Origin of the sequence: Emticicia sp., from assembly GCF_049241225.1 — a bacterium.
Lineage (GTDB): Bacteria > Bacteroidota > Bacteroidia > Cytophagales > Spirosomataceae > Emticicia.
Map to the genome: position 1 here is coordinate 1 of NZ_JBMLRC010000415.1, position 13,765 is coordinate 13,765.

Sequence of the window (13,765 nt, forward strand, 5' to 3'; positions counted from 1 at the left end):
CACTTGACCATACATATGTGCCGCCACCAGTTGCCGTTCTGTTTACACTCGTTACTGCACAGGTTAGATTACCCGTTCCAGTGATACCAGCCGTTGGGGCGGTGATATTTTGAGTCACTACCGTAGTTGCTGTAGCTGTACAACCATTCGTTGGGTTCGTTACAGTTACTGTGTAGGTACCTGGTGTAGTAATATTTACCGAGGCACTCGTACCTAATCCACTTGACCATACATACGTGCCGCCACCAGTCGCTGTTCGGTTTACACTCGTTACTGCACAGGTTAGGTTATCTGTTCCAGTGATACCGGCCGTCGGTGGGGTATGTAGAGCAACTGTAGCTGTGGTTGTGCCCGTACATTGATTAGCATCCGTCACTGTCACTGAATATGTACCAACTTTAGAGGCATCTACACTAGGTATTACTGGATTTTGTGCCGTAGAAGTAAACCCATTCGGCCCGGTCCAACTATAAGTATAAGGCGATGTACCATTAGCTGGCACAACACCTATAGTGGCATTAGCATTTGGACAAACTGTTGCATTCGTAGTTGTGTATGAAAAATCAGGACATGCTACAAAAGTAAATCCAGAAATACGTATTGCATGATCATCAGATACACCATTCGTAGCACCACGTGTCCCACTCCACCAACTATACCATGTTGGATTTGCTTGTTCAGCAGCAGCATCCTCAGGCCCATTAGAATATATTACATTAAATTCAGTAATTCTACTAGATGTGCTTACTGTAACTTGTCCATTGAGATCCGTAGCTGCTAAATTTGTAGTAGTGGCATCATAAACTGCTTTTGCGGTTTGTGTTGGGGTATCAATGAGTACAAACCCAACGCCGTTATAAGTTATTGTTACTGGAACATTTCCCGAAGAATTACTTGCTGTAAATTGAATTTCATCTTGAAACGAATTTCCAGGAAGTTCTCTTACATCTAAAGTACCACCAGTATTAGCAGTTCTATCTTGTAGTAGCGTGCGTCCATCTATATCTGAAACAGCAAAATTTGAGAGAAATACGGGCTTTGAAAATGTAAATCTTATAGTAACTGTCTCCAAATGCGTTACAGAAGCCATTGCGAATGTAAGAAAATTATTTAGATACACACCGCCAGTCTCCGTCTCTGTACCGCCCTCAATCGAGCATGATGAATCCCATGGATCGATAATAGTTCCAGTAGCCCCTGCTGGGTTGCTGTTAGCATTCGTAGGTGCAGTCACCCATCCACAACTTCCAGAAGTATCACCAAATGGATGCGGGGTTAAGCGATTGGGATCTCCGTTCCTATTATTAGGATCTATAATAGTCATAGTTACCGTTACTACGCACCCAGCACCGCATGAAACGGTATATTGCCTAGATACATCAGTAGCGGCCCATTGATACCCTGATGAGGTACCGTCCCACCAAGTAAAATTACCGGTCCCAACCTGTGCTTTTGTAGTGAGGCTCAGTAATAATAGTATAGAAAAAAATGTATATCGTAGCTTACTATTGTGGATAGAAAGTCTAAAATTTATACCTTTCGCTATAGTAAATGTATATTTTAGCTTCATTTATGATTAATATTTATTAAAAAATTCAGAATATCGTATTTAAAAATTTCTATTTCTAGATTGGGTTAACTCAATGAAAATTTTCGCCGTAGAACAGAAGAAAATAGCAAAATAATTTTCATTTAATCAAAGGGCATCGCATTACCAAATTTCGGTGCGATGTAAATTAAATAATTAATTTTACTTTTTCTAGAAGTGGTTGGGGGCAATACCCAACTTTAAGATTTTAAACAGGTCAAACTATTTTTATGCAAAAATATTTTAAATATGTAGCAATAATTGTACCACTACAATTAACTTTACATAGTAAAATTGAAATACTCACATTTATTGAATAATTTATTCTATCTTACCGAGAAACCTATACAATCCCCCCCCTAAAGTCTGTCAATAACGATATTCTCAATTAATTCACTGATACTTAAAAGCCTGAACATTGAGTAATATTAGTGTAACCTTTCCGACAATCTCATCAAAACCACCCTTATTTGGTATTCGAATCATTTGAATTATCAGTACAGATAATCACAACTTTCTTTATCTCATCATGAAATACGTTATCATTCAAAATTTTGGTAATAGATTGCAACTTGATAGGGCAAAAACTAACGAAATCTTACAACAAATGGGATCTTGAAAATTGTCCAATATAATAATTCCATACAGTACACTAAGTGTAATCATCTTAAAAAACCACTTAGACGATCAATTATATAGCAATATAGTTTTCAAAAAATATACCATCAATCATGTAGCAACCATAAACTTATCAAATGGTAGCAAATGTGCATAAATGCTGCTCTTAGTAAGAAAGTATAGCTTACCAAAAGTGATGCCAATGCCTCTTTTGGATAATTTATTTCCACCGATATTTATTTTATCTGATAAAATACTTTTCATATTTTTTCTACCTATGAAAGTTTTCCTGACAACTTTGGGCTTTTTTCGACTTGACAAAACTATCTAACCACAAAAAGCGTTTATGAATCGTGACATATCCATTTCTGAAAATTTTTGATTAAAAATACCCCATGAAAGGCTTTCGTTTTTCTGAGTTTAAACCCGAAATGAAGGGTGACAATAAATTTGAGCAATTGCTCAATATTTTCCAGCAATTATTACTCATCACGGCTGGCGATGTGAGCCAAGCACTTGCGTACATGAGCGACCTCGACCGCCAGTATCAACTTACGAGCGACGAATACGGCATGGCCAATTTTATTGACGACCTCAAGAAAAAGGGCTATATCACTGAAGAAAACCAAGAGGCGGGAACTTTTAAAATGACTGCCAAAAGTGAACAAGGTATCAGAAAACAGTCGCTCGACGAAATCTTTGGGAAACTCAAACGAACTAAATCGAGCGGTAGCCACCACACACCTTATACGGGAACTGGTGATGAACTAAGCAGCGATATCCGTTCGTTTCAGTTTGGCGATACACTCGACCAAATTTCGATGACTGAATCGCTGAAAAATGCCCAAATAAATGGTGGAATTGATGATTTCATGCTCCTCGAAAGCGATTTGGAAGTAGTTGACCGTGAATCAAAGATTCAGACCTCAACCGTACTGATGATTGATATTTCGCACTCAATGATTCTCTACGGCGAAGACCGTATCACGCCCGCCAAGAAGGTGGCTCTGGCTTTGGCCGAATTGATTCGTACAAAATATCCGAAGGACACACTCGATATTTTAGTTTTCGGAAACGATGCCTGGCAGATTCAACTCAAAGATATCCCTTACCTCGAAGTGGGGCCTTACCACACAAACACGGTTGCAGGCTTAGAACTGGCAATGGATTTATTGCGTAGAAGAAAAACTAAAAACAAGCAGGTTTTTATGATAACCGACGGCAAACCAACTTGCCTAAAAGAAGGAATCAATTATTACAAAAATAGCTTCGGACTCGACCGCAAGATTGTAAACAAAACGCTTACCATTGCAGCTCAAGCACGTCGCTTGGAGATTCCGATTACTACTTTCATGATTGCTTCTGACCCGTATTTGAAGCAATTTGTACAGCAATTCACACAAGTAAACAATGGCCGAGCCTATTACAGCGGACTGAATGGTTTAGGTGGTTTTGTGTTGGAAGATTTCCAACGAAATAGAAGAAAGAATGTGAAGTAAATAATAGATTTCTGGGGTTTAACTTCACCAAACCCCAGAAATCTATTATTTAAAATTTGTATGCAACTGAGCAGGTTATATTCTTAGGAATTAACCCTAATGTCAGCCGGTCTTGCATATTAAACAATGCTTGCTTTCTTTGTATTTCAGGCAGATAAGGATTATCAATAAAGCTCTTCAAAAAACTCATATTAACTTTTAAAAAGGTACTTCTATATGCAATTAGAAGTCTATCGTTAATAAAGTACCCACCACTATAACTAACCTCAAAGTTTGAATATATTTCATTGGTTTTTCGGGGAAATGTATAAGCAGTATTGTACGGCTCGGACTTAATGTAAGCATACCCGAGCGAATTGGCGATATTTATAGAAAAATAAAACTTAGCAGACACATTTTTCAATAAATTAATATAATATCTATGAGTAATTTCAGCATTGAAACTTTTTGATTTCGGACCAGTGATGGTCATGGAATCAAAAGGCATTTGATTATCTTTTTTAATGTTGTAAGTGGTTTTCTCAGGGGCATCAAAAGAGTTATACCAAAGATTACTTAATTCAAACTCTCGAAAGTTTCTTCTCTTCGTTTTCCTAAAAATTGACGGTGTAAACTTAAAAAACTTATTCTCACTTTTGGTCAAAATGCTTTTATTATTACTTCTATAAGTATAGTTAGAAGTAGAAGAATAGCCCAAACTTCCCACTAAAAAATACTTACTTTCAGTTTCCTGAGCATTAATAGTTTTAGTTGTTAAAAGTAATATAATAAAAATACAATATCGTTTCATAAGTTTAGAATCTATAACCCAGCGAAAGTTGTAGAGAAAATTGTCTGTAATAAGAATTATCAATAAAATAGTTTCTGATAGTATTAACCACCTGAATTGGCTTAATGCCCAAATTATTATTTTTCAAACCTGAATGATAATTTACGTTCATCAATTTTAGTGGTAAACTAAATTCAAGATAGGTTCTCTTACCAATATTTCGCCCTAATTTCGTAATAATTTCTAAATCAACTCCTACTCTATTACTCGTTGCCTTTTGATTAGGAAAAGTGAGACTATACACCTTTGTTTGATTGAAAATGTAATATAGCTGTGCTAAAGGTCCTACTGTAAAGATAGTTTTTGCAGATTTTTTTGTGAGGTTAAAATTATAGGATACCCTTGTTGAAAGATAAAAGTTTCTATTTTTCCATTCTTCAGTTAAAGCATTCTGTGGGTAAGTATTCAAATCTCGTCCAAATCTTTCATTAAAAGAAAAATTTGACGAACTGTCTAACTTGATTCTCTTATTTGGATAAAATCTTGATAAAACTTCAAACTCTATCATGTTTTTTCTTTTCGTAAAATAAGAAAATGAAGGGGTTAGAGTGGTAGAAAATTGTGTAATTGTGTTTTGTCGAATATTCAGGCGATTGTCTTTGTTATTTGTCTGTTCGTAGAAAGTTTTCTCAAAAACGCCTGTCAAATTGAGTTTTATAAATCTTTTATACCTTTTAGGTTCATCATTATTCTGAGCCAAAAGAGTAAAATTCAAGAAGAGCAAAAACAATATATTGATGAGTCGTGTTGGATACATTGTAGAAAGATTTAGTTTTTAGATGGCTGAAATTACATAATTTTCGGATATTTGCAAAAAGGATAAAACAATAAAAATGACTACGGATATCGAAGATAAAGCTGCCATCATTCCAAGCTCAGCGAAAAGCAAAAAAGAACGTTACACTTCATTAGTTACCTACTTTTCAGAAAACTACCCCGAAGCCGAAACCGAGCTCAACTATTCAAATCCTTATGAATTATTGGTAGCAGTAATTCTGTCGGCACAGTGTACCGACAAACGAGTGAACATGGTTACCGAAAAACTTTTCCCTCGCTTTCCTACGCCCGAAAGTTTGGCAGCCTCAACCGCCGACGAGGTTTTTGAGTATATCAGAAGCGTAAGTTATCCCAATAATAAAGCCAAACACTTGGTTGGAATGGCTCGTATTTTGGTCAATGATTTTAATTCGGAAGTGCCAAATACAATAGAAGATTTACAAAAAATGCCGGGAGTTGGACGTAAAACTGCCAATGTCATCGTTTCGGTAATCTTCAATCAACCTGCTATGGCGGTCGATACACACGTATTTCGGGTTTCGCACCGCTTGGGTTTAGTTCCTAAAACCGCCAAAACCCCACTTTTAGTTGAAAAACAATTAATTAAGCATATTCCGAAAGATAAAATTGCCGTTGCTCATCATTGGCTTATTCTTCACGGCCGATATATTTGTGTGGCTCGCACACCCAAATGTGGCGAATGTAATCTAAAACCGTTCTGCAACGCCTTTGAAAAACAAAAATTTGATACACCACATCTTTAATGAGTGAATTTTGAATGAGTGAATGAGCGAATGATTATTACTTAAACATTTATCATGGAAATAAAAGAACTAATGCAGACCTTCGCCCACGCAGGAAAAGTAGAATGGTTGAGTTTTCGACCTGGCCCTACTTCTCGTGGTGAAATTGTGTCCGTTGACGAAATTGAAGTAACAGAGAAAAAAGGAATCGTTGGTGATAGATACAAAGGAAGTAGTAAAAAACGCCAAGTCACGCTCATTCAAGCCGAGCACATTGAGGCTGTAGCTAAGATGCTCAAAAAAGAGAGTATAGACCCTTCTCTTTTAAGAAGAAACATCGTTGTTTCTGGCCTTAATTTATTGGCACTCAATAATTTAGAATTCAAAATTGGCGAAGCAGTATTGAAAATGACAGGCTACTGCCACCCGTGCAGCCGAATGGAACAAAACCTCGGAACAGGTGGCTACAACGCCATGCGTGGTCACGGAGGCATTACGTGTATGGTGATAAAAGAAGGAAAAATCAAAATTGGAGACTCGGTAAGTTTGATTTAAAAACCTGCAATTACCGACTGCAAAGTAGATTCATCAACGGTGTGCTTACCTTTAAAACATACTATTTTAGGGTTAATATCTTTAATCATCGAGGCTTTAAATTTTTCTGTTAGTTCGGGATAAGCCACCAAAAACTCATCTTCATCACCATAAATATAATAAGTTTCTACATGTTGTAGCTTTTCTGGCTCTATTACCTCTCTAATTCCATTGCTGAAAAATCCTGCCCAGAGCAATAATCGATTACACTTCACCTTTCCAGCACTAAACCATCGGCATACCGTGGCACAACCTTGCGAAAAGCCCAAAATATTGATTTCAATTTTGCTCAAATCACAAGCTTGTAGTAGATTCGCATAGAGCAAATTCAAATATTCGTTATTTTCATCAATCTCTGATTGGCGTAGTTCTCGAGTCATCCATGAAGCTCCTACTCGCTTAAATTCATTGTCTAAATAAAACCTCGAAGGAGCTTCGGGTGCAACGATAAAAGTTTCATTATTGGCTATTTTAGCAAATTTCTTAATAAAAAACTGCGATAATTGACCATAACCATGCACCACAAACCAAATCGTTTTCGTGCTTTCATTCAACTCTCCAAGCGTGTAATAACGTGCCGTTCGCTCGATTTTTATTTGATGCTCGTTCATTTCTAATGGTTGAATGATTGATTGTTAAATGATAAAATACTTACATTTTTAATACTACATTCCTAATTAAAACTCATCCACCTGCTTTTTTGGCTTTATAACCTTCTTTAAGCAAAAATGCCAGAATTTTATCACGGTGGTCGCCCTGAAGCAAGATTTCACCATCTTTGGCAGTTCCGCCACTTCCACAAAGATTTTGGAGTTTTTTTCTTAGAGCCTGTAAATCTTCATCTTTTCCAATAAATCCATCAACACGGCTAACTATTTTGTTTCCTCCTTTTCTGTCGAGCCAAATCTTAAAATTTTGTTGCTGAGCGGGAAGAGTTTCGGGCTCTTCATCATCGCCAAAATTAAACTCAAAATCAGGATTTGTCGAATAAATAACCCCCTGTGGGCCACCTTTCTTATTTTTCATATAATTACTCTTAAACTTTTCTCTGAAATACTGATAATCAATTCGTTTGTCGCTAACTGCAAAGGTTCTCCATCATAATGAATCAATAAATTTTTCTCAGCCGAAACCTTAAATTTTATACCTCGATAATTTTCGGAAAGTTCTGACGAATGAATATTACCATTGAACAACTGAGCAATCATTGGCAAAGCCTGCAAAGCCGTTGGTGGACTTATAATCGTACAATCTATCAAGCCATCATCAATAACAGCTGTTGGTGTAATGTAAGCATTGTTTCCGAATTGACTGGCATTGCCGAAGGTAATACTAAAAACTTCGTAGTTATTTGACCCAAAAACACACTCCAATGGCTGATACTTCCAGAACTCAGCAAAACCAACTTTTACGTAATTCATCATGCCACGTCCTTTGGTTTTTGAAAAAATCTCGGCACAATGAGCATCAAATCCGATTCCTGATGTGCAGAAAAACGGAACTTCGTTGGCGAAACACACATCAATTATCTTACTTACAGGAGTGTTTAAAGACTCTATGGCTTTAGCGGCATTCATCGGAATCCCCAATTCTCTTGCTAAGCCATTTCCCGAGCCTGTCGGAATGATTCCTAAAGATGTTTTGGTATGAATTAGTGCTTTCCCAACTTCGTTCACCGTACCATCGCCACCAATAGCCACAACAATCGAAACATCGTTTTTTACGGCATCTTCCGCAATTTTGGTCGCGTGTCCTGCATATTCAGTATAACAAATCTTGGGCAAATATAATTGTTTATCTAACTGACTATCAATTAGTTTAACTATCGACTGATGCACTTTTTTGCCCCCCGAAATCGGATTTACAATAAACCAAATTGCTTGTTTATTCACGAAAATTTAATAGATTTATGCTTTCGTGCAAAGATATAAAAAGTCAATGGTTGATAGACCATAGTCAATAGAAAAACATCATCTCAAAAAACATCATTTATGAAAAAAAACTTGCTACTCATTTGTTTTCTGTTGTTTACCTTTTCAAGTTTTTCACAAACCACAAACGAACGCCAAGCGGTGCTTGATGTGCTTGCTCGCCAAAATAAAAATTGGAACGATGGAAATATTAGTGCTTTTATGGAAGATTATTGGAAGTCGGACTCACTCATGTTTATTGGTTCGAAGGGTGTAGTGTATGGTTGGAAGGCAACACTTGACCGATATAACAAAAGCTACCCGGACCGAGCTACGATGGGTACGTTAAAATTCGATATTCAGAAAACCGATTTTCATTCAAACACTACTTGTTGGGTACTGGGTAAATGGCATCTTACTCGCCCAGAAAAAGGCGATATTGGTGGCTATTTTACGCTCGTTCTCAAAAAAATCAACGGAAAATGGCTGATTATTTCTGACCATACGAGTTAATTTATTCGTGTACTGGTGAATTGGTTATTAGTTTATGTCAGATCAGTTTTACTGCCACAAATAAGCAATAACCAATTCTCCAGCAACCATTAAACTAATAACATAAATCAATTTTTCGGGGGAAATTATGAAAAGATTTTAAAAAATCTTCTTTTCTACGACGAGATAAATTAACGTTATATTGTTCTTCTAGCTTTACTATTAATCCTTCATGAATTTGGTATCCAACAACATGATTTAAATTTACCATAAATGATTTGTGCGTGCGGAAGAAATCAAAAGGTGTAAAGTGTTTTTCGAGTTCTTTCAATGTCTTAGATACTATAAGTGTTTCTCCTCCTTGCAAGAAAACCTCAGTATAATTTACATCAGCTTTCAGGAAAAGAACTTCGGCTGGATTGACTTTTTTCTTTCCAGTTAAACGGATCGTTGAGGTGCGGATGGGTAATTGCAATTTCATGATTAAAGAATGTAATTTTGAAATAAATACCATTTGGACATATGACACTTTTTCGATTCAAAAGGTTGTAATATCATATAAAAAAAAGTGGTTTATCCAGAAGAAAAGTTATGCTTGCCGAATATTGCAAACTATAACTTACTACTAATAAACCACTTATATCCAACTCGCTAATTATTAATCAAAAATTAAATTTATCTAACGGTTATCTCTAGTAATCGACGTATCCCGCTTAATCATTTCTACAGGCGGTAATCTTTGATTTTCTTCAACATTTCCTCCAACCGAATCCACCGCCGAGGATAATGAATCAGAAACGGCAACTTCCCCACCCGTCGATACACAACCTTGATAATCTTTTGTAATTTTCATACCAGGCTTAGGAAATGCTCCAGGGCTATACCCAAGTTTTTTATCGGTATAAACACTTTGCATAAACTTTCCAAAAATAGGCATTGCCGACCTTGCTCCCTCTCCCATTCGTGAACGAAAGTGAATACTTCGGTCGTCGCCACCAACCCAAACACCACAAATTAAGTCTTTTGTAAAACCAATGTACCACGAGTCAGAGTAGTTTGAAGTTGTACCCGTCTTACCAGCAGCTTGCCCTCCATTACCAAATAAAGCACTACAATATTCAAATAAACCTTGCGAAGTACCACCCGACTCCTCTACACCACCACGAAGCATATATTGCATCAAAAATGCAGATTCTGGCTTTATCGCCTCACGCTTTTTGGTTTCAAATTCAAACAATACTTTACCTTTGGCATCCTCAATTTTGAAGACTAGCATTGGATCAGTATATTGGCCTTCGTTTAAAAATACTCCATAGGCTGCTACCATTTCATAAAGCGATACATCCGAAGTGCCAATACCAAGTGAAAGTACAGGCTCTAAAGGAGCTGTAATTCCGAGCTTTCGAGCGTAATCAATGATTACATTTGGCTTTACCTCATCGGATAATTGGGCAGCCACAGAGTTTACCGAACGTGCAATGGCTTTTCTTAGGGTCATGTTTGAATAAGTAAAGTTCCCATCGGCGTTTTTAGGCTCCCAAGTTTTGGTTTCACCATTTTCTATCCACTCTTTCTTAAATGGTTTATCCTGACGGCGGTCGCACGGAGAAAGATCTAAAGGGCCATCAATGGCTGCTGTATAAAGAATCGGCTTGAAGGTCGAACCTGGCTGACGACGGCCTTGCTTTACGTGGTCATATTTAAAATAATCGTAGTTGATACCACCGACCCATGCTTTTATAAAACCCGTGTAAGGGTCCATGGCCATCATGCCCGTTTGCAAAAATCTTTTATAGTAATCTATCGAATCAACCGGGCTTAGCATCAACTCTTTTTCTCCTTCCCAGCTGAAAACCTTAATCGGCTTTTTCTTCTCGTACATATAATAACGCACCGAGTCAGGATTATTCTTGTACTTCTTCACCAAACGCTTATAAATCGGAGTTCGTTTGGCAACTGTATCCAGAAAGCCCGGAATCTCTTGCCCATTTTCAAATGTCCATGGGTTTCGCCCTTTCCACTCTTGGTCAAATACTTTTTGTAAACGCTTCATGTGGCTCGAAACCGCAGTTTCGGCATGAGTTTGCATTCTTGAATCAATCGTTGTATAGATTTTTAATCCATCACGGTATAAATCTATATCAATTTCATTGGTTTTTGCCCAGTTTTCAACAAAACGAGACAGGGCTACTTTAAAATAACTTCCCTGACCATCATATGAGTCTTCTAAGTTAACATCAAGTTTTATTTCTGTTTCACATAGTTTATCGGCCTCTGCTTGACTCAAAACACCATTATTGGCCATGAGTTGCAAAACTGTATTCCGACGTTTCAAAGCATTCTTTGGATTACGGATTGGGTTGTAGAGCGTTGTGCCTTTTTGCAGACCAACCAAAATCGCTGCTTCTTCAGGCTGGAGTGCGATAGGTTCTTTATTAAAGTAAGTTTTCGAAGCAGTACGAATTCCGTAGGCGTTATTGCCATAATCTACTGTGTTCAAATACATCGTCAAGATTTCGCCTTTCGTAAAGTTTCTTTCCAGACGAATGGCAGTGAGCCATTCTTTGGTTTTATAAACCAAGGTCTTCACTAAAGGCACATAATAAAGTAAACCTTTCATTTCACTTCTACGAGTGTTGTAAAGGTTTTTGGCTAACTGTTGCGAAACCGTACTTCCACCGCCACGCTCGCCGCCGCCAGTCAGAATTCCAATGGCTACCCCACCCATCGACTGTAAGTCAATTCCTGAATGTTGATAAAATCGTTTGTCTTCGGTGGCAATGAGTGCCTTAAACAACCAAGGCGACATCTGAGCGGAGTCAATGGTTTTACGATTTTCGGTAAAAAATTTACCGATTTCCACACCATCGGCCGTAAAAATAGTAGATGACTGCGAAATCTTTGGATTGGTGAGCTGTTCGATACTTGGCATTCGACCACACAACCATAAGAAATTGGTTTCGATGCAAAATATATATATCAACGCCGCTACGATAGCTCGTAAACTATATTTATAAACTTTTTTAATCGCTGGATAATAACTCCCCTCTGAATCAAATTTAGAAGCTACAAAACTCCGAACATCGGCTAATTTATGATTATACCTTGTAAAAACTTTTTCTACTTTTTCTTTCCCAAAAACCTTGCATGTAAGACGGTAAATCTTATCCAGAATCCACCACCATCCAGCACCAATCTTAGAAACAATGCTTGACCAAATTCGCTTAATGACTGCCAAAATATTTTTAAAATTTTCTATCATAGGGTGAGTATGTAATTTTTTTACAAAAGTAGGTTATTGTGCTCTTTCCTACCAACTTTGATTTTAAAAATGAAATACAAAGAAACACGAAAGTTTTGAAAAATGCTTTTACAAGTTAAATGATTATATTAGATTTTATCAAAATTTAACGAGATTTATCAAAACTGCAAAATTTTGAGTAATTTCTTCCATACTATTTTATACCTTTTATTTAAAAATAAATCCATTCGTACTTATTTTAACATTATATCTGACTATGAAGCTATATTTGAGTCACTAAACCAAACTTAAACCAACCGTGAATAATATCTTAGAAGTTCACAATGTTGTGAAACGCTATTCGCAACACACTGCCCTCAACGACGTCAGCATTAATATTCCGAAAGGAGTAATTTTTGGTCTTCTCGGACCAAACGGTGCTGGAAAGACATCACTCATTCGTATTATCAATCAGATTACTGGCCCCGACGAAGGCTATGTTTTATTTGATGGAAAGAAACTGAACCCGCAGCACATCAGAGAAATCGGGTATTTGCCCGAAGAACGTGGACTTTACAAAAAAATGAAAGTCGGCGAGCAATTGCTCTATTTGGCACAACTCAAGGGGCTTTCTGAAAAACAAGCTCTCGAAAAACTCAAAGAATGGTTCATTAAGTTTGATATAAAAACTTGGTGGAACAAAAACGTTGAGGATTTATCGAAAGGTATGCAGCAAAAAATTCAGTTTGTGGCCACCGTGCTACACGAACCACAGTTGATTATTTTGGATGAACCTTTTTCGGGATTCGACCCTATCAATGCCGATTTGATTAAAAATGAAATTTTGGAGCTGAAAGAAAAAGGCTCAACAATTATTTTCTCAACTCACCGTATGGAGTCAGTTGAAGAACTCTGCGACCACATTGCCCTCATTAACAAATCTCAGAAAGTACTTGATGGAGCAAAATCTGAAATCAAAGAGCGGTTCAAAACGAGTACTTATAACATTAAATATTCGGGCGAATTATTGACAACATCGAACGATTTTGAGGTAGTAAGTACGCAAAAAATCGAAGATAATTTTTCGAGTTCGACCATCAAACTCAACCCCGGAACACCTGTTAATCAACTAATTAGACAAATCATCGACCAAGTAGAGCTGCGTTCGTTCGGAGAAAACATTCCGACGATGAACGATATTTTCAAAATGGTTGTCAACGAAACTATTGATTAACCGAAGGACAGGTTTTTAACCCAGTCAAAGGACCTTCAAATAAAAAACTAAACACATGAAAAATATACTACTGATATTACGCCGAGAATATTTGGTCAGAATCAAGAAAAAGTCTTTCTGGGTAATGACCCTTCTGATGCCATTGCTCGTTTCGGGCTTTTATGCCTTATTATTTTGGGGAGTTTTCAATTCTCGTGAGATTCAGCGAGTTTCAATCCTCGACGAAAGTGGTTCATTCAC

12 protein-coding genes and 2 pseudogenes are annotated in these 13,765 nt (G+C 37.1%); 6 read left to right on the top strand and 8 right to left on the bottom strand.

The window, feature by feature from the left end; genetic code table 11:
- A pseudogene (locus ACOVO2_RS21355) lies at window positions 1-1,324 on the bottom strand (hypothetical protein); the annotation flags it as partial.
- A gap of 1,277 nt (window positions 1,325-2,601) precedes the next feature.
- Here ACOVO2_RS21355 and ACOVO2_RS21360 point away from each other — a divergent pair.
- Entirely contained in the window at window positions 2,602-3,705 is a 1,104-nt protein-coding gene (locus ACOVO2_RS21360; protein WP_421771933.1) for a vWA domain-containing protein, read from the top strand.
- A 49-nt stretch (window positions 3,706-3,754) separates the two neighbouring features.
- Here the strand turns inward: ACOVO2_RS21360 and ACOVO2_RS21365 are convergent, their stop codons facing one another.
- Together ACOVO2_RS21365 and ACOVO2_RS21370 are read right to left on the bottom strand one after the other, a co-directional pair.
- Window positions 3,755-4,495: a hypothetical protein gene (locus tag ACOVO2_RS21365; protein ID WP_421771934.1), complete on the bottom strand. Its 741-nt coding sequence runs from the start codon at window positions 4,493-4,495 to the stop codon at window positions 3,755-3,757.
- A 4-nt stretch (window positions 4,496-4,499) separates the two neighbouring features.
- Entirely contained in the window at window positions 4,500-5,291 is a 792-nt protein-coding gene (locus ACOVO2_RS21370; RefSeq protein WP_421771935.1) for a hypothetical protein, read from the bottom strand.
- A 76-nt stretch (window positions 5,292-5,367) separates the two neighbouring features.
- Here ACOVO2_RS21370 and nth point away from each other — a divergent pair, with 76 nt between their 5' ends.
- Both nth and ACOVO2_RS21380 read left to right on the top strand, forming a co-directional pair.
- A complete protein-coding gene (nth, locus tag ACOVO2_RS21375; protein ID WP_421771936.1) occupies window positions 5,368-6,075 on the top strand; it encodes an endonuclease III in 708 nt (235 codons plus the stop codon).
- A gap of 54 nt (window positions 6,076-6,129) precedes the next feature.
- A complete protein-coding gene (locus tag ACOVO2_RS21380; protein WP_421771937.1) occupies window positions 6,130-6,609 on the top strand; it encodes an MOSC domain-containing protein in 480 nt (159 codons plus the stop codon).
- Here ACOVO2_RS21380 and ACOVO2_RS21385 read toward each other — a convergent pair.
- From ACOVO2_RS21385 to ACOVO2_RS21395, 3 genes are all read right to left on the bottom strand, one after another.
- Window positions 6,606-7,259: an alpha/beta hydrolase gene (locus ACOVO2_RS21385; protein ID WP_421771938.1), complete on the bottom strand. Its 654-nt coding sequence runs from the start codon at window positions 7,257-7,259 to the stop codon at window positions 6,606-6,608. The genes ACOVO2_RS21380 and ACOVO2_RS21385 overlap by 4 nt on opposite strands.
- Before the next feature lie 73 nt (window positions 7,260-7,332).
- The gene (locus ACOVO2_RS21390; RefSeq protein WP_421771939.1) at window positions 7,333-7,674 is read right to left on the bottom strand and encodes a translation initiation factor; all 342 of its coding nucleotides are present in this window, start codon (window positions 7,672-7,674) and stop codon (window positions 7,333-7,335) included.
- Window positions 7,671-8,540: a diacylglycerol/lipid kinase family protein gene (locus ACOVO2_RS21395; RefSeq protein WP_421771940.1), complete on the bottom strand. Its 870-nt coding sequence runs from the start codon at window positions 8,538-8,540 to the stop codon at window positions 7,671-7,673. Before ACOVO2_RS21395 ends, ACOVO2_RS21390 begins: the two co-directional genes overlap by 4 nt.
- A 99-nt stretch (window positions 8,541-8,639) precedes the next feature.
- On the opposite strand from ACOVO2_RS21395, the gene ACOVO2_RS21400 reads away from it, so the two are divergent.
- Entirely contained in the window at window positions 8,640-9,071 is a 432-nt protein-coding gene (locus tag ACOVO2_RS21400; protein ID WP_421771941.1) for a YybH family protein, read from the top strand.
- A 94-nt stretch (window positions 9,072-9,165) separates the two neighbouring features.
- Here ACOVO2_RS21400 and ACOVO2_RS21405 read toward each other — a convergent pair whose 3' ends face one another.
- Together ACOVO2_RS21405 and ACOVO2_RS21410 are read right to left on the bottom strand one after the other, a co-directional pair.
- The gene (locus tag ACOVO2_RS21405) at window positions 9,166-9,531 is read right to left on the bottom strand and encodes a LytR/AlgR family response regulator transcription factor (protein ID WP_421771942.1); all 366 of its coding nucleotides are present in this window, start codon (window positions 9,529-9,531) and stop codon (window positions 9,166-9,168) included.
- A 198-nt stretch (window positions 9,532-9,729) separates the two neighbouring features.
- Window positions 9,730-12,312, bottom strand: a complete 2,583-nt coding sequence (locus tag ACOVO2_RS21410; protein WP_421771943.1) for a transglycosylase domain-containing protein — start codon at window positions 12,310-12,312, stop codon at window positions 9,730-9,732.
- 298 nt (window positions 12,313-12,610) lie between these two features.
- Here ACOVO2_RS21410 and ACOVO2_RS21415 point away from each other — a divergent pair, with 298 nt between their 5' ends.
- Complete coding sequence (locus ACOVO2_RS21415) at window positions 12,611-13,525, top strand: ABC transporter ATP-binding protein (protein WP_421771944.1); 915 nt, start codon at window positions 12,611-12,613, stop codon at window positions 13,523-13,525.
- 55 nt (window positions 13,526-13,580) lie between these two features.
- A pseudogene (locus tag ACOVO2_RS21420) lies at window positions 13,581-13,765 on the top strand (ABC transporter permease); the annotation flags it as partial.